Genomic DNA, 23,979 nt, shown 5'->3' on the forward strand with positions numbered 1-23,979 from the left:
GTTTGCAGTGCGATCAAAAGTACTGATTGCTTCCATCTCGTCTTATCATCTTGTCCATCCATCATGATCAAAGCTTGCGAATCTTTTCAATATATTTATTGGACTTAATGAGGAATTCCGTGCTGTTCTTTCCTTTGTGTTCATTTTTTTTCAGCATGCCATATACAAGAACATCAAATCCGACTAAGTCCTTGTCCTTTAACGTGAAATACTTGAAATACTTCTCAAAAACGACCAACGTAAATCCAATGTCGTCTATTTTTTCAAAATCGATATATATGACCTTTTCTAATCTGGTAACTTTCGAAATAGTCCCATAAACAAAATATCCCGTATTTATCGCGCTTTCTGACCACAGCATTTTATGAGCGGTTACATGATCGACGATTAGAGAAGATAAGGGAACTTTCCTCCCCCCGCCTATGCTTAGTAATATGGAAGCCAACAGGTCAGGCTCGTAGGAGGTAAGTAATTTCGCAACCGTTTTTACTGAGGTTATGGTTCCAGGCTGCTTATTCTCGTTTTTCGGCTTTATTTCCACTCTATCTTCTTCAGTATCTTCCTTCGGATTTCGTTCAATCCCCTTCGGTTCATAGTCAGGGTCAAGTTTATTCAGGTTTACCCGGATAACTGTTTCCTTGACTCCTTTCTTCAGTAAATCCTCTTGGTACTCCGCGACTTTCTTTATTGCCTGCAGCACACCGAGCGGTTCATAAAATCCGCAACCCGATACATGCTTAGAGTCCGCTTTACCTGTGGTCTTAAAGTGTGCCTCCCGCTCCCCTCTTGCAACGAAAATTAACGGAACCTTACAATTTTTATCGATGCAGAATAGTCTGTGCCCGTGCTTTTCAGGCTTATACTCTTCTGCACTCACAATTTGGCCATTAAACAATAATGCCGTATTCATATACACCCTCCCAATGAACATTTGTATAAATTGAGCGAAGCCATTCAAATTTAATATCTGCAGCCTAGAGCCGTGCGATCGGCGACTACCAGCAGACAACAGAGCGGCAATAAAACGCCCAGTAAATCCTATCGATTATGTACCACGGCCGGCTTTAAACAACTTCCCCCTCATTGCTAGATAGGAATTCAGTTTGCAAAAAAGGACGCAGAGACCTATTAAGTCTCTGCGTCCTTCGCCGACAGACTTTCAAATGTATCCGTGCATCTTATTATGGTCAAGCCAATCCGATGGTCGGGGAATCGGAATCCATAATTCTTGATTATTTTTAACAACAGCATACTGTCCATATCCTTCGCGATCAACATACCAAACGATCCTTTCACGAAGTTCCGCGGATGTTATATGAATTGGTTCGTGCGGCGGAGCGGAAGAAAACCTAACGAATGGACTCCATCCGAATAAAATAACTCCAAATTCAGATAGATCATACGGTGATTCGTTAATCACCCAGACTCCAAAATTCTTACGTTCATTCATATACCAAATCATATCGTCCCTGAGAGGTTCGCACGGTGCCTTGAATGGATATCCTTCATAGAGTGTCTTCCCCATCTCTACTTGGCGCCATTTTTCGCCAAGCTCTAAATAGTGCATATAGTGGCGATATTCTTGATCCGAAAACAAATCACGAATAGATCCCGGTCGCCGATTACGAGAGGGAAATTGATAAATTTTTGCCAACGTCATCACCGCCCTAGGTCACGCGTTTCCTAAATAACTGAAAATCAATTGCGGGAGGAAAAATAAAACTCCCCCTAAAATCGCAGCACCATATGCATAAAATGAATATTTGCGTTGTAGCATTAAGTTATTTCGTATTTTTGCTGTACCAGCAAATATGGAAGCGATCATTATGATGTAAAGACATACAATGATTTCCCAGGCCTTGATGTACGATAAAAAAATAGAAATTGTACTGCGCGAGTTCTCATCTGTTGGAGATTTCGGTAAATCTCCAGATTCAACTTGATACAAGACGTAATAGGGTAAGAACGCAAGCGCAACCGCTATTATACCAAATCCATAAGCGAAGAACTTAAAGCTTCTTAGCAAACTGGGGTTTTTGTTAAATTTTGCTATCAGAGCAAGTAGGATCATACAAGAGAATAAAATGAGCGCTACAATAACGCCCCATTTTTGAAGATATGCAAGAAAGTTTATTAAATCATCGTTCGTTGGTAACGGTAATAATCCATCACCACTATTATCGCGGAGACTCGGAATATCCTGCGAAAAATAAAAACTATTCGCAATCTTCATAGATAAGACGTCCAGTAGCAAGAATATTTAAAATGATTCCATCCTCGAACGTGAATTGGAGCTTTCCGGATAATATTTTTCTGTCGGGATGAATGTACTGGAACAACGTATATTCAATTACTTCCAACGCCATTTCGAGGTTATCCGGATCACATTCCCTCGAAAAAAAAGACGACATTTTCATCTGACCCTCATTATATCTAACGGACAACTCTCTCTCCCAGCTCACGCGCGGCGTGCTCTGCGGTCTAAAGTGTACCGCCAATTGGCCCCTGGTTTGCTGCCGAGTCAGAAACGGGCACTCTGTCTTCAAACTTTGACGTACCGTTGTCATTGCTTTTTTTACCATTTCATTGACTGAAGACCTCAATGCGATCCCTCCCAAATGTCAATTGAACCCTCCCACTGACTCGCGGGGTTTCCATCAGTTCAGTTAATGATGTTTCAACATGTGACAAAGCTCTTTCCAGGACCTTCTTATAGTCGGTAAGACTCTCGTCGACAGGATAATCGTCTACTCCTCGGTTTAGAATTTGCCGCCTTTCCCATGTGATTTCCGGCTTACCAGTAGTACTTACGTCAATCGTTATACTATTTTCGACGCGTGATTCGGAAAGAAAATGGACATTCGCAACTATAAAACGGTTAAGAATATCGACAACTTCCTTAACGGGTCGTTGCTTCATCAATGCCCTCCTCCCTACTATGCAATCACGCATTGTTAAAAAACACCACTACTATTTTTCTACAATTCTACCCGAAAACAATAACAAAAACAACGAATTTTATCGGAAAACGGAAGGTTCGTCTTTCCACGATAAAGCTGATATATAATAAATTTCATTGGAATAAAACTATAGAGAGAAAGGTACACAAAATCCATGTTAACGATCGGTAAACGATTAAAGAAGTATCGAGAAGCACTAGGACTTTCGACAACCGAACTGGCCTCTCTTTCAGATGTCGGTCAATCTACTATAAGTTCGATCGAAAACGACAACCAATCACCTCGAGTCGAAACCCTCGAAAGGCTTTGCGTTCCGCTTAATATCAGTATTGTTGATCTTTTAATCGATACCGAATATGGCGATCTCCCTCCCAAAATATTGAGAATGTTGCATTCTATTAAGCAACTCACATCTGAAGAGCAGGAATACCTGTCACATTTTTTGGAGCTTGTCCTTGAACGTACAAAAAAATAGGACGGCTTTTTTTTCATTTCCCTCAAGCCTAATGACCTAGAACCATCGTTCCTATCAGCTATTATAAATGATTCTTTAGAATTATATCGAACTATGTCTCTTCGGTTTATTTCCTTGCTTTATCGGCAAAAAAAATGTCGAATAAAAAATACACAAACCATACATATCGCTTAAAGTATAATATGATTGAATCATTTGGAAAGGAAGTCATGTGATGGTTCAATCAGCGAAGATTTCTCTGATCCTTCTCGGAATTATAATGATTCTTACAGTGAACATCCTGCTTTTCTATAATTTAACTAAGGACACTCTCTACTCCAATAATGAGCGTGAGTTGCAGAATATAGCAACGCATATTCAGTCAGCCATCGAACAATCTAGGCTTGGGTCTAAGCTATATGAAGACATGATTGGAGAAAAACTCCGAGCTGCCGCGGTTGCCGCCGAATATGCTTTGCCTAAAGATGTCGAAAAAGTAACAAATGAGCAGCTGGTAGAACTTCGAGACAAATTAATGCTACAAGACTTAACCCTTTTGAAAAAGACGAAAGATAATATTGTTCTCTATAAATCATCTGATCCCCGACAAATCGGTTTAGAGACTAAGGGTTGGGGGAACTGGTACAAAGGCTTTCAAGAACTATTCGAGACGGGAAACGTAACGATGGATTGGGGGCAGAAGTTACCGAACTATTGGTCCGGTCCGTATGAAGTAGCATCATCCAATACCAAGCAAATTTCTAAATGGGGCTATTATTACAGCGGTAGCACGAACTATATCATCGACCCATACGTTGATGATATAGCCTTTGATAATTATCAGAATATTACTGGTATTAATGCCATTCTTGAAAATACATTGAAAACATATCCGTTCCTTATTGAAATTGCGGGAATAAATCCTGCTACTTTCGGCAATGAGAAAACATTCATTACCCAAAAAGGAGAAGTTCTTGATCCACTTATACATAGACCAGTATTTTTTGGTGAATATACCGTAAAGAATACTGAGAAGGATGCTAAGTTTATTGATTTGGCCATCGAAACAAATCAATCAACCCATTATGTTCAACAATTCGGCGAGAAAAAAATAAGCAAGACATTTATTCCAGTTCTAAGCAAGACTCTCGACGGAGTAACGCCAATTCCCGATCCAGAAGTGTTGTATCAAGAATATAAAGACGGGAGCACGAATGTTTCAAAAAATAAATATTATGTCCTTACTTTGACTTCTGATGTTAGGGAACTAGAGACAACACTAAATAGCCAATTTCGTTGGCTCATAGCGGCAATCGTATTAATTACAGTAGTCAGTATTCTACTGGTCATTTTCATTATCCGGGTTGTCTCGAAAGCACGCGACAAAGCCGTGAAGGAAGCGTCCGTAACCTATATGGACGAACTACGGCAAATGTATTTAGATATCCGCGGTCAACGACATGATTTTCTAAATCATGTAAATGTAATACATTCCTTTGTAGAACTCAGAAGATATGACGACCTTAATAAATACACCCAATCATTAATTGAAGATACCCAAGTTTTGAACGATATTATTAATATAGGCCAACCCGAAATAGCTGCAATCATTCAATCTAAAACAGTAACTGCGATGAACAAAAAAATATCATTCAGTCATGATATAAAAGTACAAGGATATAGCTTAACTGGAGATAAGTCCGTTGATCTCGTGCGAATAATTGGAAATCTCGTTGATAATGCATTCGATGAAGTCCAGACTTTACCAAACGAAAAACGATGGGTAAAATGTAAGGGTTGGGTCCACAATGGACAACTCCACTTCGAAGTAATCAATCCATTGTTAAAAGACGTTACTGTAGAAGCACAATCATCTTACTTCAAAGAAGGATTCACTACAAAGGAAGGCCATTCAGGGCTTGGACTATGGATTACTAAAAGGCTCGTGCAAAAAAATCGTGGCGAGATTCACTTACACCCGTCAAATGAAATATTCAATATAAAGATTTCCATTCCCGTATCATAGGAGGAAGGTATGGCAAGGGCATTAAATGTGATAATCGCCGAAGACCAGGAGCCAGATCGAGAGAAGCTTGTTTTATATTCAAAAAAATTAGGGTTGAACGTCCTTAGTTCCGTCGGATCTGGGCGATGGTTCAAGGAAGACTGCATCAAATACAAACCGGACCTTGTCCTTTTAGATATCGGACTGGCAGAACAAGACGGTGTTTCTGCCTTTAAAGAACTTGTAGATATGGGGATTTCCCCTTACCTCATAATGGTATCCGGAAGCAATGATCCCGCTCACTTACTTGCGGGATACGAGCTTAGTTGCCTCAGCTATGTAACAAAGCCAGTCACTTTTGATAGACTTTCTTCAGCTGTTGAAAAAGCGAGACAAATGTTTGACCGGGATCTAGCGGCCTCCAATCCCATTGAAACAAAAATAATCGAAATCAAGTCGAATCACAAACCGATATTTATCAACGAGAACAGACTCATATATGCCGAGCGCTCGAAAATCGAAAGAAAGGTTCATGTTTTTGTTTGGAATCATGAACCTATAATTTCGAATTCAACGCTATCTGAATTATATGCGCAATGCTCTGATAATATTTTCTTTCCCAACAAATCACAGATTGTTAATTTGAATTACATTGATTCGGTATACGCCAGTCTCGATTTCTTTGGAACCTATAAGATAAAACTAAATTTCCAATCCGTAGAAATCGACTTATCTCGAAGAAAAAGAAAAGAATTTGAATCCGTATACGAGAAAATAAAACTCTCGAAGCCGTGAATCATCACCCAACGGTACTTTCATTTAATCGGTTGTTAAACATATAGCCCGCTCCACGAACCGTAATTATATATTTGGGTCCTCCCAGTTGCGTTTCGATTTTTTTTCTCAGGTTACTGACATGCACCAGCAACGTCCGAGGATCCCCATTATTTTCTTTGCCCCATACTACCTTACAAAGCTCTTCCAATGATACAACCTTCCCCCCAAACAAGTATAAATGATATAGGATTTCAAACTCTTTCAGGGATAGAGGAATTGCAGCACCATCAACCCAAGCTACTCTAGTAATCATATCTACTTCTAGTCCTTCGGATAACGTAATCTTTGTTCCGCCCTTCCCCCATCTATTCATCTCGCTCCGTCTTAAATGGGCGTTGATACGAGAAACTAGATATTCTAAACTCGATGTGTCCGAAATATAATCGTCTGCGCCTGAATCTAGCGCATTTATCATAAAGGAATCGTCTTTATACCCGCCTATCAAAACGATCGGGATAATTAACTTTAGTTTCGTCCTCAGCCGCTTTGTTAATAAAATTGCGTCTATTCCTGAAATCGATGACGAGATCAGAATCAAATCAAAATACTGCTCGGCCAAAACTCGATATACAATAGTTTCTGATTCAGCTATTGTAATCGAGTATTGTGTCTTGACTATAAATTCAATAAGATTATTCTTGTCATCAACGAGTAATACTTTCTTGATAGACATATCTGTCTCCTTATTCGTGACGAAACAATTGAACTGAAAGAACCCAAGTACCCACATTTGATTATAATGAAAAAAAGTTTTATTTAGTGCTGACTCTACCAAGTGGTCAAAATCCATGTCTTATCGGCAAAAAAAATGTCGAAAAATAGTCAGTATGTAGCATCAAGTCGAACTATTCTCTCGTAATTTCTTGCGATCGGCTGCACGCTTTTCAGCGTTGTGTCTATCCCCGCTTCCGTGCCGTCACGTAATAGGTACCGACTGGCGGGTGCCTGGTACACCCTGAAACTCCCTCACCCTCACCGATATAAAGCTAGCTTCAGTTCCCGCTTTGCCGGCGCCTCCTCCATCGATTCGGTTTTCTGCTTGCCTCGCGTACAGCTTCTTGTAATAGCCATCCAGATGGATCAGCTCGCAGAGGCTGCCGCTTTCGACGATATTGGATCAAGATCCGATCGGCGTTCGTCACACTGGAAAGCCGGTGTGCGATCAGGACGACCACGAGACGTAGGATCGACTCTTGCACGAGCTTCTCGCTTTCGTTGTCGAGAGCTCTGGTCGCCTCGTCGAGCAGCAGGTTTGATGGGTTTTTCAGAAAGAATCGGGCCAGCGAGATCCGCTGCCGTTGGCCGCCCGATAGCTTGACGCCTCTCTCCCCGATCTCAATATCGTAGCCGTACGGTAACGAGCGGATGAACTCGTGGGCGAACGCTTTCTTCGCCGCGGTCTTGATCTCCTCGTCGATCGCCTTCGGCTTCGTCATCTGGATGGTGTCTTATACCGACGATCTGTACAAAGACCAGTCCTGCGTAACGATCCCATAAGCCGGCGCAGGCCGACCATCAAGTAGTCCTTGATGTTCGCGGCGTCGATCCGGATGTTCCCGAGGTCGGTATCGTACATCCGGGATAACAGCTGCAGGATGATGCTCTTGCCGCAGCCGCTTTCCCCGACGAACGCGTACGTCTTGCCTCTTCTCGAGCGTAAACAAAACGTTTTTTAGCACGTCGCGGCCGCCGGCGTAGACGAAGGAGGTGCGCTCAAATCGGACGGCGTCAACGAACTTGCGCCATGCCCGCGGCCCGATCGCTCTCAGACCGTAACAGGCGTGTCGAAAAATTCAAACACGCTCGAATCACCACGCCGCCTTCGGCAGTCGCCGGGAGCGCCTGGACGAGCGCCGAGACGGGACTCCGCATCCGGTCCGTGAAAGTGAAAAACGCAACAAAGCTGCCGAGTGTCAATGACGTACAAGCTTCCGGCCGCCACGACGAGAATAGGTGTCAAATTGCTCAGCACGTTGACGATGGATAGCCGCCGGCGGCTTGCTTGTCCGTCAGCTTCTCATAATGCTCTAGGTTGCGCTCGAACGCTTCCCGGTTCCTCCGATCGGACGCGAACAGCCGGCGCAGCAGCGCGCCCTGGTTATGCTCGGTCACGAAGCCGCTCAGCGTGGACCGCTCCTGCATCATGAGCCGCGTCGTGCGCTTCAGTTTTTTCGAGAGCAAATGCACGGGCGCAAATTGGAAGCCGACGAGCAGCATGGCGAGCAACGTCAGCTTAGCGTTCATGGTCAGCATGGCGCCGACGACGAAAGGAGGACGATCAGCACGACTCGATTTCGTCGATAACTAACCAGCGTTCCGATCACCCCGCTCGTAAGGCGTGCGAAGTAGCTTGCTCGAGGTCGTGCACTTTTTAGGAAGGCGTCCTTGCGCATCGCCGCGATGATTCGATTGTTGCCCTAATGCATGAACAGCTGTCCCATATTCTCCATGGGGCCGCGGACGGCGAAGAGCACGACGCTCATCAGTACGGCAATAACGAGCACTTACTCCGTTTTGTCGGGGGCCAGAACGTTCGCATCGCACGCGAGGTGAACGACGAAAAATCCTGTCCTTCGGAACCGCCAGCAGACCGTTTGGTACGGTTTGCCGATGGAGTCCGGCGGAGAGGATTGTACGCGGGTGGAACTAGTACGATTATGGCACGTTGACAACGTTCGACGCCGTAAACATTTCGCCGTGCCGCTAGGACTGCGCCCATATTTTGTAGACACCGCTCTTCGGGAACATCGTCTCGAACAGCGCCTGGATGTTCCATAAGTAATTGTATTTCTTCTGACGAAGGCCAATGATAAATTTGCAGGGGATTACCTTCCAGCTGGCGAATTGTTTTTTTCTAGGCTTCAAAAAAGGTAGCTGATAACGATTTCTTTTTTGAATAGTTATTGATAAATGATTACCCGGAGGCGACGAATAATGCTTGACATGAGAAACGAATTATTATGGAGAAATGACTCATTTCTTTCATGCCTTACTTCAGAAATTGGGACAATCAACTTACTGAGCTTAGACGTTTTTGATACGCTTTTGTTTAGGATGTGCTCAAGACCTTCTGACGTTTTTTTAACCGTCGGTAATCGAGCTGTAAAATCAGGATTAATCCGGAGCTCGATTAGTCCTGCCCAATTTGCTGCTTTGCGGATGAGGGCAGAAGAAAAATCAAGAGAGACGCAAATTCTGAATACCGGAAACGGCGATGTATTTCTCGATCAGATTTATGCTGAGCTTTCCGATATTTGTTTGAAGGATGACTCGGAGATAGTGTCTTTAGAAATTGAGGTTGAAAAGGAACATTGCTTCTTAAACCCGCATGCCGTTTCGTTATTGCATTATTGCAAAAGCATGGGGATTAAGATTGCTCTGTTATCTGATACGTACTTCACATCTGAACAATTGCGAGCCATCTTACAAAATAGCGGATTAGATTTATCCGTTATTGACACGCTATTGGTATCCAGCGAAGAAAAAGCCGGTAAGCCTACTGGCGGTCTCTTTGATAAATTATTGGAATTATACCCTAACGTATCCGAACAATCCATCATACATATTGGAGATAATGAAAATGCTGATATAAAGGGGTCTGCAAAACGCGGTATCCGCTCCATTTTGTATAATGTAATTCCAGAATCGTTCAGTAGATTATACCATTGGGAATCCGTTCGTCACGGTGATGTGCTGCCACAATTAAAGTCTATTCGAAAACTTGCTGGCGCTTCCGCTGGAAAAGATATAGACGAAGTAGATTATACTTTTCAAAAAATTGGCGCCGAAATTTTAGGGCCATTCTTTAATAGCTTTTGTGAATGGGTAGTAGAATCATGTTTGAAAGAAAATCGCCGCGAGATACATCCTTTAATGAGAGAAGCAACGCTCCTAGCCCCCGTTCTGGAGGAAGTCATCTGTCGGAAAGGATATCCCATAAGCGTAAAACCTTTATACGTTTCCAGAAAAGCTACCTACCTCGCGTCGTTAACTGAATGGGACGAGTCGGAAGCATCTCGGTTTCTTAGAATCGACAGCGCCAAAATATCCGATTTATTTGATTCGCTTGGGATTCCTGACGAATTGCAGATATTTAAGAAATTCCGCGATCTAACTATCAAGCAATTTCGTACGAAATATGAAGATAAATTCTATCAACTTCGTGAATTCCTTTTGACGGACGAAATAAAGTCGAAAATCAACAAAGCGGCCGAGAAAAGTCGCGACCTGTTTATTGAATATCTGAAGCAGGAATGTGGCTCCCTGGATACACTCATGACTGTCGATATTGGGTTTAATGGCACTATTCAATACGCAATTGACAAAGCTGTCGTACTATCTGGTGAAGCAATTCCAAATAGCATTCACATGCTTGCAACAGGCGGCGAAGGAATTCATGAGCTCCTTCTAAGGGGAACCGACATAAGATGCTATCTGGGGAGTTCTGGTGAGAACTACGACTTAACCCGCGTCTTAATGCGGGATGCCGCGGTTTTAGAGGAACTAATTATTGGGGAATTTGGTTCAACGACAGGCTACTACAAAGACATCAATAAACGGGTACAGCCCAAGCTTGATGAAATCCCGAACCCCGAAGAGGCTCGACATAAAAGAGCTTGTCGGGAGGGCGTATATATTTTCCAGACTTATTACAATTATCTGATGGAGATCAAGTCATCGTATAATACTTTAGGAGAAACGAGACCGCGAGAATTTTTCAAACCGTTACATCGCCTACTTGATATGCCAACACCGCATGAGGTAGAAATAATAGGGGGACTTAAACATCAGGATAACCATTTGGGACAATATTCAAGGTTAATTCCAGATATAGAGGACAAATGGTTTTCCAAAGGACCGATGTCTTTCTTAAATGCGTGTAATTTCGATCCGTACGAGCTTAACATTTATTGGCCCCAGGGAGCCCTAACTGCCAAGTATCCTTACGATCTTTATCAGCTATATCTAGGGCTGGAAGATTCTTTCGGACACAAAAGCCTGACTTTCAAGCTATTCCAAAACATAAAAGCTCGAGGGATTTCTTCAATAGTTTTAATCGGTGATGTCCCCTTCGTTCGGTTTCTATCGAAAATCTCAAATAATCACGGAGTACAAGTAGATAACACATTCGATATGTCGAATCAACAACTTCAGCTTCTATTCTTGCAATTAAAGGAGACTTGTCCGGGTGAGAGACTATGTATCGTAATAGCATCTTTAATAAAAGAGCAGACTGAAACAATACGAAATACGATTGATTCTGTGGTTCTTTATAATAAATATCGAGCGCCTATCGTGCTTGATGTTTTTGAAGCCTTCTTCTCTTAGAAAGTAGAAAAGCGGCGGGCTGCCCCGCCGCCTATCTTAACTTGCGTTTTGTAATTCCTCTTTGAACTTTCCCCATACATGCAAACAATCCCAACCACTACTTGTGACTTGCACCTGGCAAATCACATGGTCGAATAATTCAAAATGACGGAGTCGATGATGGCTTATTATTTTTGTACCGGTGCCATCATCCAATCTGCAGAGCTCATCGTCAAATTTATCGACGATTTGGCCGGCAATGAACTGCACCCCACTTCTCGGTTTTCCTCCGATATACATCGTAACCTCGGGAACTTCTCTAGGCCGCAATTCTTCATCTGGATTTTCAATGGGCAATTGGACTTGTACCAGATTCAATTCTTGTGGAGTGCTTTCTTGAACTTCCATTGAAATTATTTTTTCCGTCTCGAATCTGCGAAGATCAGTGTGTTCGTTCTCATACTGTTTGCTTTCGCAGCTAGCCTCAAGGCTCTCGGTTTCGACTCCAATTATTTTCAGGTACTGAAGCGCATCATGGTCTAGTTCAACGGCCTTTAAAGCTGCAGCTCTTTCGGCCGGATCCGCTTCGCGTCTAAGTTCGGAACCATTTTTCGAGGTATCGACTGATGCAAGGTGCAAAAAGTCCTCGTAGTCTTGGCCGGACTCCAGTTCATGATAGTCAATGATCATGGCGGCATCACGCTCGTCAAATTGCTGCGAAATAGATTTCTGCCTTCGCTGAATAAATGGCGGTAATGAATGCTCTTCGACGGTTGCATCCTGCGATACGTTTTCAGCTGAAGATTCGACTTCATGCTGGCCAACTTGTTGAGTTATTCCCTTTCGCCTCCGTTGAATGAACGTTGGCGAAGAATCCTCCTCAATTAGCACATCTTGCTTCCAAACTTCCTCGACCTCGTCTTTCACCGTTCGCAGATTGCTTTTGGATACCGGTTCTTGTTCAGACCTTGTTGTCGCCTCGTTTCTGAGCTGGATTTCCCGAGCTTTTGCGCGGTAATAGGCAGCTCGCGACGATTCATGATGGGCGTAAACTAAAAGCGCTACAACTATGGCCCCGCCGATGAAAAACCATATCATCCTACAATGCATCCTCCCTCAATGGAATAGAATGAATCTATATGTAATGGCCCCTAAAGGCTCGACAATTAGAAATAGAAAAGCCCTATCGGGCAGACTCATTCATAGGAATGATCCGCCCAATAGGGCTTAAAACTCTCCAAAATGCTCAAAGTGAGCCGCAGAACAACTAGTAATACCTAAATAATAACAGACCAACACAGATGTCGCAACGATTAGAGGAGGGTTAATTGGACCGGTCTTTTTAATTCCGGAGGCAAAAATAACTTATAAAAGATTTGTCCGGAGTAATTCGTTTCGAGCTCAGAAAATAACTCCAGACAGTATGCTACCCCCTCTTCCCAGCTCCAGTTATCCGGCAACGGAACATGTCCGCGAACGGTCGGAATTGTTCTCCATTTCCTCGGATTCCAGCAACCAGTCCCATCGGCCGAGAACCAGGGATACTCGAACAGGTAACGATCAGAAACGCCTAGTGCATGGAAATTATAGGTCGGCCACCGCTTAAAGAGCTCATCAAAAAGCTGCAGGCGCTCTTTCTCCGTAAGAAAGCATGTGCCGCCAATACCGATAAAATCGTGATCGTCTTCATTGATGATGGAATCCAATGCCTCGAAGCCTGCATTACATTGCCAAACCGGGATTGGATTTAATCCGACAGATTTGAGATATCTATAATTGGAATCGGTCTGAACCGGATCTTGAACAACATCCAGGTTAAAATAATTCTCGATCCATTCCGAATGCTCTTTTATAAATTGTGCATACTCTACTACATCCAAGGGACGGAGGCCTGGCTTACTGTTGCTCGCCTTAAATGCCGAGAAAGCGCCGCTATCCAAAAGTATTTTCGGGAGCTGATGCTTCTTCAGATGCCGTATCCAATTCTTACTCGTATCATCTCTAAGCATCCAATACGACATGAGCAAGAACCCGTTTCCGTATAATTTCGCAAGTTGCATATCCGCCGGCGCCCGATCGGCACCTGCACAGAACCATCTTGTTCCACGTATCGACAGCCGGAGAAGTCCGCGGACCGTTTTCGTAAAACGAGAAATATCCATGAAAATCATCCGAAGTAGACCCATTAGTGCGCTACTAAAGTGATGAAAATGCTCCAACTGCTTGCGTGTCGTGGTACGCTTATACATGACGAACCCGCATGCTTTTCGCAGATTGGTGCGCGATATTGCGATTGGTTGCTTGCTCCGACGCGTTCGGATATAAATCGTTTTATCCGTCACTTGCTCGATGAAATTTTTACATCCTTTACCCGTTTCGAATGATCGACCTGAGTCTCCCCACTTTCGAAAAAACGCCTTCTCTCTCTTCCTACCTTGGATGTCGTAGAAATTCATTGATATCCGTCCCTTCGCTTAAAGTTCATTGTGATCGTCAAACAGCTCCAACATCTCTTCTGGAATCCAACCGTCAGGGCATAATTCGTACAGCAAATCAAGCGGATCAGCGGTAGGTTCAAAACAATCCCTTTTGAGAAATTTCAGCCGTTGCCTGGCACTCTTTAACGCGCGAAGATAATCTTCAGTCCTCTTAGCTTCGCGGTAGAACTCGATAGCGTTGTAATGGTCGCCATCATCCATGGCAATTTGAATAAATTCCCGACATTTCTCTAAATACTTCACGGCAGAGACCTCTTGGAGAGACACGTACGTTTTATCAACCGGCAACTGCAATAGCTGCAGCCTCCTCGACTTGCTTGATCCTCTTCTCCGAAATCCGGAGTTGAGGTAGCAGCAGCCCGGATTTGTACTCTTTACGGCTGAAGCCTGCACATACGTAATAATGCCGTCTCGAGGTAGACGGTCTCCCCATTCGCAAATGGTGGCGAAAATAGCCCACTTGATTAAATCGGAGCTCAGATAACTACTTTCGTTACGAAACAGCGTGTTTTCCCAAGCTTCCAAACCATCTTTTCGATATTCACTATGCCATGTCACCCAAACTGCATTTCCTTCAACAGTACGAAGAACAAGGTTCTTACCAGGTCTGCAGAACTGCGCGGCTCCGATCGTCTGCCTTGAGTAATGAGCGTTGGCAAGCGCAGATCCCGCTCGATCAGCCTTTTGGGTCACGATCCAAGGCCCGTATTGATCCGTATCGAAAGGTAACACCATTTGTACACCATCGTCTTTCATGGCAAGCCTCCAAAAAAAAAGGTGCTGCAGGCAAAGAGCCTGAAGCACCCGGGTTGTTAATCGAACGCTTTTTGCGATCGAGGATAGTTGGATTTGAGTACATAGCAAGCAAACCGATCTACATCGTCAATATAGTCAATATAATCGTCTGTCCGCGATTTCTTTTCGAACTCTTCTGCCCACAGACGTATCCTTTGAACCAAGAGCCGGGAATCATCGACTTCAATTTCACCTGTTTCAATAAGGTAGCCCGCGTTAAGTGCAATATCGATTGCCGTTTCAAAAATTATATCCCTGCTCATAGAACCTCCAAATATGAAAGTTATCCAACCTCGAATTGAAAGGGGATCTGAATTACCTTTTGTTCCGATACTTCATCGATAAACTTGGAAAGCTGTCCGATTGGGGCTTCTCTCCTCGCAAGCTCTTTAAATAGTTCAAAGTAACGTTTGTTTTTGCCTATGTTCCGACTCTCGCGAATGATTCGTGCCAGTTCCCTTAATTGACGCTCGTCCTCGTCGAACATTAATTGATTACGCGGCACGACGGAGGTACGCCCATCAAAGTGTCTTACGGTAACCATCGTAACCCCATACCGATCACGACTGGCGCGGCCGGCTTGAACTACTTCGTTTGGAACGATGTAGATAGCTTCCATCATGTTTCCTCACACTCCTTTCGGAGTCTTATCAGGCGCTCACCGAGTACTCGTTCGTTTTTTGATCGAGCACTGCATTATACATCAAGCAATGCCCAACCCAATAATTAATGACGTGGACGCATGCCGTTCGAATGTACTCGATCGAAATGTCACCGAGACCCGCCGATTGAAGTTCGGGCGAAACCAGGAACCGATAGGTTTCGTTCTTCTCCCCGTCTTCGTTAAAGGAAAAATGGAGCTCCAAATATTTGTGCTTGAGTAATTTGTTCAATTCAAATCGAACGGCATCTTCGCCATGCTTCAACGCTTCGACAACGAAGCCCGCATGAATATTGATCAGTGAAATGTTATGGATCATGGATTACGCTCCTCGATAAGTTGATTGATATTATCCCGGGAAATGTCTTATGGGCAACAAAGACAAATCGTCCACTCCGTTGTTTTGTTCACTTGATTGCTCGATGGCACGAAACTCGATGCCGGTAAACGTGTACCGCCGCTTCATCTTCTTCGTCTTGGGATCACAATGATAGAGACGCTGAGTGCTTCCGACATGAATCCCGTCCGTGTAATTAAGCCGTACAGCATGAAACCATTGCTCGGCCTTCCACATCACTTCGGGCTCGCCTTCAAGTGGGAAAAAGTCGGTCCCGTGATTGCGCACGAACCAGCAAAACGGTACGTTTAGGAACTGCTCCATATAACCAAGATCCAGTTCGTAAAAGTCTGCAAAGTACGCTTCAACGACGTCCCGCACAACGCAATGCATTTGTTGCACGAGTGGGTCGCTACCAAAGATTTCCCACATACGGGTAACGTTTTGTAACCTGGTTGTCGCAGCATCAAGTTGTTCCAGACAGCCGGTACGCCGCTCGATCTCCACGTCACCCTGAAGCTGTTCGAGGAAACTGTTAATCATCGTCTACCCCTCCGCAAGGTTACTTAAAATAACCAAATCGTTTCTGACGATTCGGATTTGTAATTCATGAACAAGTACTCCGTTTCGACCCTTCGTTTCTGACCAAGGGATGCCTTACGAACGGAGCCAACCTTTGTCTCGAGAGTTACATAGTCCCAATCCCTATAGAGCTCAAGGATAATGGGATCGCCGAAATAAGTCACCAGACATTTCCCTTCGATATGCCGGAGCATATAGGCCAGTTCCGCATGATCTTCGTGCTTGAAATCACCTTTATAGAATGATTCGCGACCTACGTACGGCGGATCGATAAAGAAAAAAACGTCCGGTCCGTCGTATCGTTCGATGATCTCTCGGAAGTCCAAGCATTCGATCATCACCGAGCGGAACCGCTTTTCAAAAGCATCCAGCTTGGCGACCGCATTCTGGTAGTCTACAGCAGAATTTTTAACCTTTCCGGCACGCCAACCACTCAATTGATTAGGTGTCGGAATAATGCTATGGCGAAGTAAATAAAACCAACGGACGGCTCGTTCAAACGAATCCCCCGGCAATTCCTCACTGAGCCATTTTTCATAAAGAAAGCGACTCGTGGGAAGGGATTCCAGCGCTTCGATCAGCTGCTCCTTATGGTCTCGTAGCACCAAGTAGAAATTGATGAGGTCGCAGTCTTTATCATTAAACACTTCGACCTTACTTGGCTGCCGGGCAACCGTCATATGAGCGCCTCCGCCGAAAACGTCTACCCAACAATGATGCGAGGGGATATAAGGAAGAATCGATTTGGCAAGCCATTTCTTTCCGCCGAACCAGCGAATGCAAGATAAACCCGATCGTACTAGCGCATCTTTCATCTAGCCATCTCTCCTATTTCCCGAAATCGAATTGGATCGATTCGGAAAAATAGGCAGGACTCTTTTTGTCCTCTTGCGCTTCCTCGACCTTGTAGAATGCACAAGTGCTACTTATCCCGATGGGGAGCTCGCAGAAGGGGGCTGCAATGAACCGCTTAGCGGGAAACCCGCTCCTTCAATCGCACCTGAGATTAGAGAGAGTGGCTGTGTCTCCATTTGTACTTCATTCCTTCACCTTCCATTGAACGTTTACTTAAGAAGAGCGATTTGCATCCGCTGCAGAGCAGCAAAAACATTATTTTCTGCCATAAGTGCGTAATTATGCTTGATTAAGTAGAGCCGCAACTTGGCGATACTCGCTCCGAACTTGCACTTTAATCGTTCGAAATCGCTATGCATATGAAGATCAACTAGTGATTGAACCGACTGTAGACTACTGGAGAGCTCACCAAACTTATCTTCCTCACTCATTGTGTTTTCAAATTCGGCGTACGCCTTCTTTGTGTCCTTACACTTTTGGCGATAGCAGCCTAGAAGCTTCTTCAGCTCCTCCATGTTCGCTTCGATTCCGTACAAATGAGCCCGTTTCTCGAACTGCTCAACGACTCTGCTCGCCTCCTGCGGTGTCTGAAATCGAATCAACGACGATATAAGCAGTTTTTTCCGTTCAATATCCTTCAATCTCCGTTGGTTGAGTTCTTCCTCGATCATCCCTTCATACCATCCCGGCTTTATTCCCAAGGGAACTCCGTCGCCGTAAATCCGGAATTCGATTCCATGTTGTTGGAAAAGTCGCTTCAACGGGTCGGAAATGGTACGACCAGCGTGGATCTCTACAAAGGGGGCAGGTTTCGTCTGTAAAACGAAGGCAAGTATTTTCTCTGCAAACGTTTCGCACTCGGTTCGCCGCGGGTGCCACTTTTGAACCGGGTACGGCTCCACGATTTCGTTATAGCCCAGTATTCGCTGGCTATGGAAACTGAGAAAGAAAATACTTTCAGATGGGAAATTCCGAACCTCCATGTACTGTATTACGTTGTTAACCCAACGACTGCGAGGCCCACGATAAAACTTGTTGGCAGGCATCGGTATATCGTGACGGGTAGACGACTCCGTAATGAATGCAATCCGATTCAAGGCTCAATCTCCTCCTCAAACACCTGTATCATTCGATCGAGGGCCCGCTTCTTTTATGTTCTGAAAGCTTCTTAATGTCGCATCATTAATAAACGTATCCATTCCGCCGCTGCATCCCGTTTGCGCATTAAAATTAATGACGTGCGTGTAAATGCTATCGGAATGGAATAAATTGTTCATGATGGTATTCGCAAGTTGTGCAGCAAGTTTATTGGTCGCACAGCGCTGCGGTGCCTCTGTAATCAAATCGCCGCAGCTTTCACCCGGAAAGTGGGACAAAGCATCCTCCCATATATTCGAGAATATTTGGGCAACCGGCGCGAGGACGACCTCGCCATTGAATTTAAGGCCGCAAACGATCTGCCCGCCAAATCCGCTTTGGTCCATCGACTTCTTCTCTTCATCGGTGAGATCACGACGATCCGAGTTCGAGTACAGGACTCCTTCTACTCCCGCGTCGATATAAATAAGTGTGTCGAGGGTATCCGAATAAAAGAAGTCATCCAGCAGCTGTCGCGTTCGGTTATTATCGACCATACCAACAAGAACCGGTATGACTTGCGTCTGTTCAGATACGGGAAGTTCGGGAAATAACTGCTTGAGCACTTCGACATCCTTTACGTACGAAGTGAACCGCTTCACAGTGATGCCGTAATGTTCTCCATATCGTTCGGCGAGGGCAACGGCCTTGTACTCTTCCGCTTCCACGTCTTCTTCGCAAAAGAGCTGGTTGTCAAGGTTTTTGGGTTCTACCCGATCGCCGTCAACTATAGTTAAATCGTAACGAAAATGCTCGTAGTTGTATTTTTTTTCGGCCGCTCGTAGGTGAGTCGAGATGTCCTGACATAACCCTCGAATAAAATGCGAGCCATTTGCTCCACATCCGATCACAACGATCTGGTAAAGGACACGAGTTTTGCCTCTTTTCTTCAGATGTAACCCATTAGGCATGGAAAATCCTCCTTGAAATAAAGAAAAGAAGAACCTCAACCATCCGGCAGAGTTCTTCTCCTCCAAATTACTGTACAATGTGAACCCGTTTATTCCATTCCGTTGGGTATGGAAGAAAGATAGGTGAGTCCAGGTGCAGGGAATCAAAAATCCGCTCTGGCGGCAATAGAAAAAACTTCCCGTTATAACCTACTCGCAGCTGCATCTCCGGAATTTTACGATGAAGCCGCCCGATGACACCATAAAGCATAAATGCCTTCTCGTTCTCATTGTCGGTTTCTGAAAATTCGGCGGACATAGAGTTATGCGAATGGATATGACAGACCTCGATAAATCGATTCTCGTCGTCCAAGTGCCTGTTGAACGTCGCGTCGATCCGGTCTCGCTTGACCCATTGATGAGGGCACTCCACTATATACCTTTGGTCGACAGTATCCCAAAAAATCTGTACCATGACCTCATTCATATCCCATTCGTTGCAGTAATCTCGAAAGAAACAAAGAATTTGTAGCATGATTTTGCCCGGAATTTTGGGTAAATTAAACTGAAATCCAGTTGGTACATCCTCCAGCTCCGCAATCCGTTCCACACGAGATACCATGATCCCGATCGGTTCCTTCCGGATTTCGTATAACCGGCCATCTTTGCCGGCCACAATATTAAACAGCTTGGGAGACCTCGATTTCAAAAACTCCGAGATACTCCAATAAAACCCCCGAATGCCCATACTAATCATCCCTTCGTCGTTCCGGACGCGTAAGGCATAAGCCTCCTGGTTTCCAAATCGTAATCCCATACCGTTCGTTGTTCGGTAAGCTCGAAAAATTGCAATTCCATTTTTTCACGGAGTTGCTTCAACGAGATTTTTCCCGAATCCGGAACATCGGTAACGAAATCGGCGACCTGAAAAGTATGAGTGGCGTAATGAATTGAGAAATCCAAATCGACCTCGATGTTCTGGTCTTTTGCCGAACGTGCCGGCGAGTTCGCGGGTTTCTCTGCCCTAGCCGGTTTTTGCGAATTCGATTTCTTCTTCTCGATTATGCTCGGTGCATACTCGTCTCCAAAAAGAGATAATTGTTCAGGTGAATTGGCTGTTGTATCCATAGTTCCCTCCAATAATGTTATTCGAATTCATTGATTTCTTCGGATTCGTCGAAATCCGCATCCTCTTCGAGTTCATCTTCTTCCGGTTGGGCGGTCTCAGCCCGAGGGAGATTCAGATAGTCTGCCAGGGTTGCCCCCGTACTTTCAAGAATCCCGTCATCAAAATCTTTACCGGAAAATTTGATGAACCGATCCCGAAGATTTTCGTATTTGTAAAGGTCATTATTACTCGGACTGTTCAGAAAGAGAAACGGAAGGGTGGAAAGTAAATTCAAGTTGTTATAAATATCCTGTTCCGTACCTAGTTTGTTCAGTTCCGGCCAGCAGGCTTGCATGCTCCTTCCAGCATGCTGGACATTGGAATACGGGTAATAAAACACTTCCGTATTTGCCCCTATAACTTTGTCCGTAACGGTCAGGACGTTCGCCGACATTTGGCTGCCGGGAAAGACCTTGAATACAAATACTAGCTTCGGATACCCGACGTTTTTATACAAGTCATTACCAAACTGAACATTAAATCGTTGCTTCTCGACTTCTATGGCCACGGTTCGGCAACCCGCGCCGTTCTCCTGATAGAGAATGCAGTTACGAGGCAAAAGCGGACTGGAAAGCCGATGACTCGCCATAAAAGGTCGCAGATACTCAAAAATCCAATTTTGATCCAATTTGTTAATAAGAATCGAGAACATGGATCGCAGTAATTTCTCGTTTCCCTTCCGATTCATGCCTTCCAAAAGTGAACGGTAAACCTTGGTGATAATATCGTCCGAAGAATTGGAGATGTCGATCTTTCCCAACAAAGTTGTGAGGAAATGATCAAAATACTTGGAGTCCTCCAGTCCCTCGACCCGCTTCATAACCTGCGATAGTAACTGGTTCAACCCTTGCTCACTGAGCGATGAAACATCGATATTATCGGTAAAGGTATAGAATAGTCGCAATATTATATCTCGATCGCTTTCATCACCAAACCGCTGCAAGAAAAGCTTGAACACTTGATTAACTTCGTTGGTATTCGAAGAAGATTCGATCAGCGGACCGAAGATTTCGAGTAGGGAAAACTGTTTTTGACCGTCCCTTACTAAAAACCTTCGAATGTCTGCATCATCAAGCATGGTCATTAATGAAAAAATGAGCTCATCCGTCCGGATGCGCTCACTCTTAACCAAAAGTCCGTTCACATGGTCTTCAACGGTTGCCAGCAAGCCACCTCTAGGCAACCGAATCAACGTTTCTTCTTGCCTGCTCGTCCGCAGAGCATGTTGCATCCCTTTCCCTCCAAATCATCAATTTGTAAAAGAAACGTTCCTTGAATTCGATGAAGTCCTTTACGACATGAAAGAAATCCGTGCCGTATCCTTCACTTTCAATGACAAACCCATCTTCAGTAAAAGACGTTTCAGCTATACAAAAACTGTATGGCGATTCAAGCGTTCGGACAGGCTCGATAATCCAGTCCTCTTCACCTTCCATCTCGGGATACTTATCTCGAAGCGATAACCATTCGATCCGCTCTGGAAAGCGTATCTCACAGGCACAATCCCTCGATTCACCAAAATCAGATGAGCCGAATAAATACGCGACCGCTTGATAGAAGAGGATGTAATTGTCGCAGAACTTCCAATTGCCTGGCAGTGGATAACCGCGATCGTGCATCACTTTCGCGACTAAAAAGTTATCCATTGCTTCCTGCCATTCCACTTGGACATTCGACGGTAGGAACAACGAAGCCGTCATCAGAAAAACCTCCTCGGTGTCTTTCTCGACTTCAAGGAAGAGGCAATTTCTGCTGCATGGCCGACCCTATTGATCTCTACCAGTAGATTATGTTTATTTACTTCATCTTCATCCTCATCATCGCTTACATCATCCGGGTGATACTCGTGAATCGCCTGATACGCGCGTTCCCCATCGTTCATTGAGAAGAGATTGAAATCGACATCTCCAATACGATCAAGCGGGGAATAAATGACGAGATAGAGCAGATCCATCACTCGTTGCATACTCGCAGCTGCATCGTCCAAAATCGCTCTTTTGGTTACTTCGTTCCGAAAGGCTAGAAAATCGATACTTGCATTCGCCGTTTCCATAGATTCCTCCTCAAAATGGTATGATCTATAAAATAAAAAGCCGACTGTAGCCATACTACCAAGTTGGCAGTATGCTCAGCCGGCTTGTAAGCGCCCAAAAACAGAAAAACCCTACAGGCACACTTCTTCCGTAAGAAGAAACCACCCGTAGGGTTTAATACTCGCCATAAGGCTCAAGAGAGCAACGAAATAAGAAATTACTCCTCTATATTACCATATTATTTATTCGTTTGTATAGCTATCTCTGTTCCGAATATAGTCGTTCCATGGCCGAGTCCGTCAACACATACGTTGCGAACAGGATTTCAAGCGCCCGGTATTCGGCATTCGGAATCGACTTGTATTTACGAATGAGGTCGTTGTAGGTGACCTGAAGGAATGCGTCGTGATGCAGCAGCTTTTTCATTCTGTCCGGAGTAAAAATATGATGATCTGGAATTTCACCGATTTTAAAATATTTATACTCCGTGAGACATGCGTCCTCCCTTCGGAATATCTCCCCGTAATTATTTACTTTCAAAAAATACGTATATTTTCCTTCCGTGCAGCGATATATAATTCCGGTATGATCGTGATTGTCGTACCGGATGGAGAAGTCCCCCAGAATCGATTTTACCGTTTCGGCTGTCTGCTCTATCAAAGGAATTGTGATTTGCATTAGTCTGCGAAGCCGGCAGCGAATGGCATCTTTGGCATCTGCCCAATCGTTGACTTCCTGGAACGAGCCATTCATCGTAAAATACAGCTGATCATCTCGCGCAGCAATCCTGTGAATGAACGGATGCTTGCCTTCGACATTGTGGGTCAGCTGATACTGAAAGGCAAAATATCCGTTCACAAAGAAGGAGCAATGCCAGTTCTCATTAATTTCTCGAGCGAAATCCTTTGGATCGAGATATTGATGCGGGTCCGGCAAGGCGGTAGATTCAAACTTGCAATTCATGCATTCGAGTTCTTCAAGCACATCCACAACGAAGGGTAGCAATTGTTCTTGGACGTGTTCATTGTGCAATTCTAGCAGTTCCAGAGAAGTACGAATATGATTGTACATGCTTTAACCTCCTCGATGGTAGGGAGCGGGCAAGCCGCTCCATCATTAACACAGTTCCAACACTTGTTCCATTGCTGCTTGCCTATGCTTCGGTACTAGTGGCAAGAGGGGTTGATCGATCGGATCTACACCATCCGGCTGCTCATCCACTTCGTCCAACCAAACCTGGAATCTGCTGTAGCGCTCGGAGACCCACCTTCGAAACTCAAATGCCCGGCTTTTAATGGTCGGTTTCGTATCGATAGGGGGGCACACCGCAATGGATTCTCCGATGAAAGTCGTCGTTCGGTACATTTGATTTTCCTCCTTATGATTGGTAGACCCATGTTTATAAAAAACAAACAAACGTTCCAATAGGAACGTTTGTTTGGGGTAAATGTATAAAACGC

28 protein-coding genes and 1 pseudogene are annotated in these 23,979 nt (G+C 44.4%); 4 read left to right on the top strand and 25 right to left on the bottom strand.

The window, feature by feature from the left end; translation table 11 throughout:
• Nucleotides 1–67: 67 nt before the first annotated feature.
• The 4 genes from PV407_RS13370 to PV407_RS13385 form a co-directional block, all read right to left on the bottom strand.
• Nucleotides 68–910: a hypothetical protein gene (locus PV407_RS13370; protein ID WP_332090431.1), complete on the bottom strand. Its 843-nt coding sequence runs from the start codon at nucleotides 908–910 to the stop codon at nucleotides 68–70.
• A 249-nt stretch (nucleotides 911–1,159) separates the two neighbouring features.
• Nucleotides 1,160–1,654, bottom strand: coding sequence for a hypothetical protein (locus PV407_RS13375; RefSeq protein ID WP_332090432.1), 495 nt, complete (start codon nucleotides 1,652–1,654; stop codon nucleotides 1,160–1,162).
• 18 nt (nucleotides 1,655–1,672) lie between these two features.
• Entirely contained in the window at nucleotides 1,673–2,233 is a 561-nt protein-coding gene (locus PV407_RS13380) for a hypothetical protein (protein WP_332090433.1), read from the bottom strand.
• A 350-nt stretch (nucleotides 2,234–2,583) separates the two neighbouring features.
• Nucleotides 2,584–2,919 (bottom strand): hypothetical protein, encoded by a 336-nt coding sequence (locus PV407_RS13385; RefSeq protein WP_332090434.1) that lies wholly within the window; start codon nucleotides 2,917–2,919, stop codon nucleotides 2,584–2,586.
• Nucleotides 2,920–3,114: 195 nt separating this feature from the next.
• On the opposite strand from PV407_RS13385, the gene PV407_RS13390 reads away from it, so the two are divergent.
• From PV407_RS13390 to PV407_RS13400, 3 genes are all read left to right on the top strand, one after another.
• On the top strand, nucleotides 3,115–3,435 hold the full coding sequence (locus PV407_RS13390) for a helix-turn-helix domain-containing protein (RefSeq protein ID WP_332090435.1): 321 nt from the start codon (nucleotides 3,115–3,117) through the stop codon (nucleotides 3,433–3,435).
• 214 nt (nucleotides 3,436–3,649) lie between these two features.
• The gene (locus PV407_RS13395) at nucleotides 3,650–5,440 is read left to right on the top strand and encodes a sensor histidine kinase (protein WP_332090436.1); all 1,791 of its coding nucleotides are present in this window, start codon (nucleotides 3,650–3,652) and stop codon (nucleotides 5,438–5,440) included.
• Nucleotides 5,441–5,449: 9 nt separating this feature from the next.
• Nucleotides 5,450–6,214, top strand: coding sequence for a LytR/AlgR family response regulator transcription factor (locus tag PV407_RS13400; RefSeq protein ID WP_332090437.1), 765 nt, complete (start codon nucleotides 5,450–5,452; stop codon nucleotides 6,212–6,214).
• A gap of 4 nt (nucleotides 6,215–6,218) precedes the next feature.
• On the opposite strand, the gene PV407_RS13405 is transcribed toward PV407_RS13400, so the two are convergent.
• From PV407_RS13405 to PV407_RS13415, 4 genes and pseudogenes are all read right to left on the bottom strand, one after another.
• Entirely contained in the window at nucleotides 6,219–6,929 is a 711-nt protein-coding gene (locus PV407_RS13405; protein ID WP_332090438.1) for a response regulator transcription factor, read from the bottom strand.
• 319 nt (nucleotides 6,930–7,248) lie between these two features.
• A complete protein-coding gene (locus PV407_RS13410; protein WP_332090439.1) occupies nucleotides 7,249–7,692 on the bottom strand; it encodes an ATP-binding cassette domain-containing protein in 444 nt (147 codons plus the stop codon).
• Nucleotides 7,689–7,901: pseudogene (locus tag PV407_RS29540) on the bottom strand (ATP-binding cassette domain-containing protein); the annotation flags it as partial. The pseudogene PV407_RS29540 and the gene PV407_RS13410, both read right to left, overlap by 4 nt.
• A gap of 320 nt (nucleotides 7,902–8,221) precedes the next feature.
• Nucleotides 8,222–8,500 carry a hypothetical protein gene (locus PV407_RS13415; RefSeq protein ID WP_332090440.1) on the bottom strand — a complete coding sequence of 93 codons (279 nt, stop codon included), beginning with the start codon at nucleotides 8,498–8,500 and terminating at the stop codon, nucleotides 8,222–8,224.
• Nucleotides 8,501–9,190: 690 nt separating this feature from the next.
• On the opposite strand from PV407_RS13415, the gene PV407_RS13420 reads away from it, so the two are divergent.
• Nucleotides 9,191–11,584 carry an HAD family hydrolase gene (locus PV407_RS13420; RefSeq protein WP_332090441.1) on the top strand — a complete coding sequence of 798 codons (2,394 nt, stop codon included), beginning with the start codon at nucleotides 9,191–9,193 and terminating at the stop codon, nucleotides 11,582–11,584.
• Nucleotides 11,585–11,620: 36 nt separating this feature from the next.
• Here PV407_RS13420 and PV407_RS13425 read toward each other — a convergent pair whose 3' ends face one another.
• The 17 genes from PV407_RS13425 to PV407_RS13505 all read right to left on the bottom strand — a co-directional run bounded on the left by PV407_RS13425 (nucleotide 11,621) and on the right by PV407_RS13505 (nucleotide 23,884).
• Nucleotides 11,621–12,661, bottom strand: coding sequence for a hypothetical protein (locus PV407_RS13425; protein WP_332090442.1), 1,041 nt, complete (start codon nucleotides 12,659–12,661; stop codon nucleotides 11,621–11,623).
• A 215-nt stretch (nucleotides 12,662–12,876) separates the two neighbouring features.
• Nucleotides 12,877–14,019 carry a hypothetical protein gene (locus PV407_RS13430; protein WP_332090443.1) on the bottom strand — a complete coding sequence of 381 codons (1,143 nt, stop codon included), beginning with the start codon at nucleotides 14,017–14,019 and terminating at the stop codon, nucleotides 12,877–12,879.
• A gap of 18 nt (nucleotides 14,020–14,037) precedes the next feature.
• Nucleotides 14,038–14,817 (bottom strand): hypothetical protein, encoded by a 780-nt coding sequence (locus tag PV407_RS13435; RefSeq protein ID WP_332090444.1) that lies wholly within the window; start codon nucleotides 14,815–14,817, stop codon nucleotides 14,038–14,040.
• 56 nt (nucleotides 14,818–14,873) lie between these two features.
• Nucleotides 14,874–15,119: a hypothetical protein gene (locus PV407_RS13440; RefSeq protein WP_332090445.1), complete on the bottom strand. Its 246-nt coding sequence runs from the start codon at nucleotides 15,117–15,119 to the stop codon at nucleotides 14,874–14,876.
• A gap of 20 nt (nucleotides 15,120–15,139) precedes the next feature.
• Nucleotides 15,140–15,478, bottom strand: coding sequence for a hypothetical protein (locus PV407_RS13445; RefSeq protein ID WP_332090446.1), 339 nt, complete (start codon nucleotides 15,476–15,478; stop codon nucleotides 15,140–15,142).
• Nucleotides 15,479–15,506: 28 nt separating this feature from the next.
• Nucleotides 15,507–15,836, bottom strand: a complete 330-nt coding sequence (locus PV407_RS13450; RefSeq protein ID WP_332090447.1) for a hypothetical protein — start codon at nucleotides 15,834–15,836, stop codon at nucleotides 15,507–15,509.
• A 30-nt stretch (nucleotides 15,837–15,866) separates the two neighbouring features.
• Nucleotides 15,867–16,397 (bottom strand): hypothetical protein, encoded by a 531-nt coding sequence (locus tag PV407_RS13455; protein WP_332090448.1) that lies wholly within the window; start codon nucleotides 16,395–16,397, stop codon nucleotides 15,867–15,869.
• Nucleotides 16,398–16,420: 23 nt separating this feature from the next.
• Nucleotides 16,421–17,251, bottom strand: a complete 831-nt coding sequence (locus tag PV407_RS13460) for a DNA adenine methylase (RefSeq protein WP_332090449.1) — start codon at nucleotides 17,249–17,251, stop codon at nucleotides 16,421–16,423.
• 249 nt (nucleotides 17,252–17,500) lie between these two features.
• Nucleotides 17,501–18,388, bottom strand: coding sequence for a hypothetical protein (locus PV407_RS13465; RefSeq protein WP_332090450.1), 888 nt, complete (start codon nucleotides 18,386–18,388; stop codon nucleotides 17,501–17,503).
• A 15-nt stretch (nucleotides 18,389–18,403) separates the two neighbouring features.
• Nucleotides 18,404–19,339 (bottom strand): ThiF family adenylyltransferase, encoded by a 936-nt coding sequence (locus PV407_RS13470; RefSeq protein ID WP_332090451.1) that lies wholly within the window; start codon nucleotides 19,337–19,339, stop codon nucleotides 18,404–18,406.
• Between the two features lie 67 nt (nucleotides 19,340–19,406).
• On the bottom strand, nucleotides 19,407–20,066 hold the full coding sequence (locus PV407_RS13475) for a hypothetical protein (protein ID WP_332090452.1): 660 nt from the start codon (nucleotides 20,064–20,066) through the stop codon (nucleotides 19,407–19,409).
• A 5-nt stretch (nucleotides 20,067–20,071) separates the two neighbouring features.
• The gene (locus PV407_RS13480) at nucleotides 20,072–20,446 is read right to left on the bottom strand and encodes a hypothetical protein (protein ID WP_332090453.1); all 375 of its coding nucleotides are present in this window, start codon (nucleotides 20,444–20,446) and stop codon (nucleotides 20,072–20,074) included.
• Nucleotides 20,447–20,463: 17 nt separating this feature from the next.
• Nucleotides 20,464–21,717: a hypothetical protein gene (locus PV407_RS13485; protein WP_332090454.1), complete on the bottom strand. Its 1,254-nt coding sequence runs from the start codon at nucleotides 21,715–21,717 to the stop codon at nucleotides 20,464–20,466.
• The gene (locus PV407_RS13490; RefSeq protein WP_332090455.1) at nucleotides 21,662–22,186 is read right to left on the bottom strand and encodes a hypothetical protein; all 525 of its coding nucleotides are present in this window, start codon (nucleotides 22,184–22,186) and stop codon (nucleotides 21,662–21,664) included. The genes PV407_RS13485 and PV407_RS13490 overlap by 56 nt, the downstream gene beginning before the upstream one ends.
• A complete protein-coding gene (locus tag PV407_RS13495; protein WP_332090456.1) occupies nucleotides 22,186–22,539 on the bottom strand; it encodes a hypothetical protein in 354 nt (117 codons plus the stop codon). Before PV407_RS13495 ends, PV407_RS13490 begins: the two co-directional genes overlap by 1 nt.
• Before the next feature lie 238 nt (nucleotides 22,540–22,777).
• Nucleotides 22,778–23,590: a hypothetical protein gene (locus PV407_RS13500; protein ID WP_332090457.1), complete on the bottom strand. Its 813-nt coding sequence runs from the start codon at nucleotides 23,588–23,590 to the stop codon at nucleotides 22,778–22,780.
• Between the two features lie 45 nt (nucleotides 23,591–23,635).
• Nucleotides 23,636–23,884, bottom strand: a complete 249-nt coding sequence (locus PV407_RS13505; RefSeq protein ID WP_332090458.1) for a hypothetical protein — start codon at nucleotides 23,882–23,884, stop codon at nucleotides 23,636–23,638.
• Nucleotides 23,885–23,979: the final 95 nt, after the last annotated feature.

This window comes from Paenibacillus sp. GYB003 (assembly GCF_036577625.1).
In the GTDB taxonomy this organism is placed as follows: domain Bacteria; phylum Bacillota; class Bacilli; order Paenibacillales; family NBRC-103111; genus Paenibacillus_AB.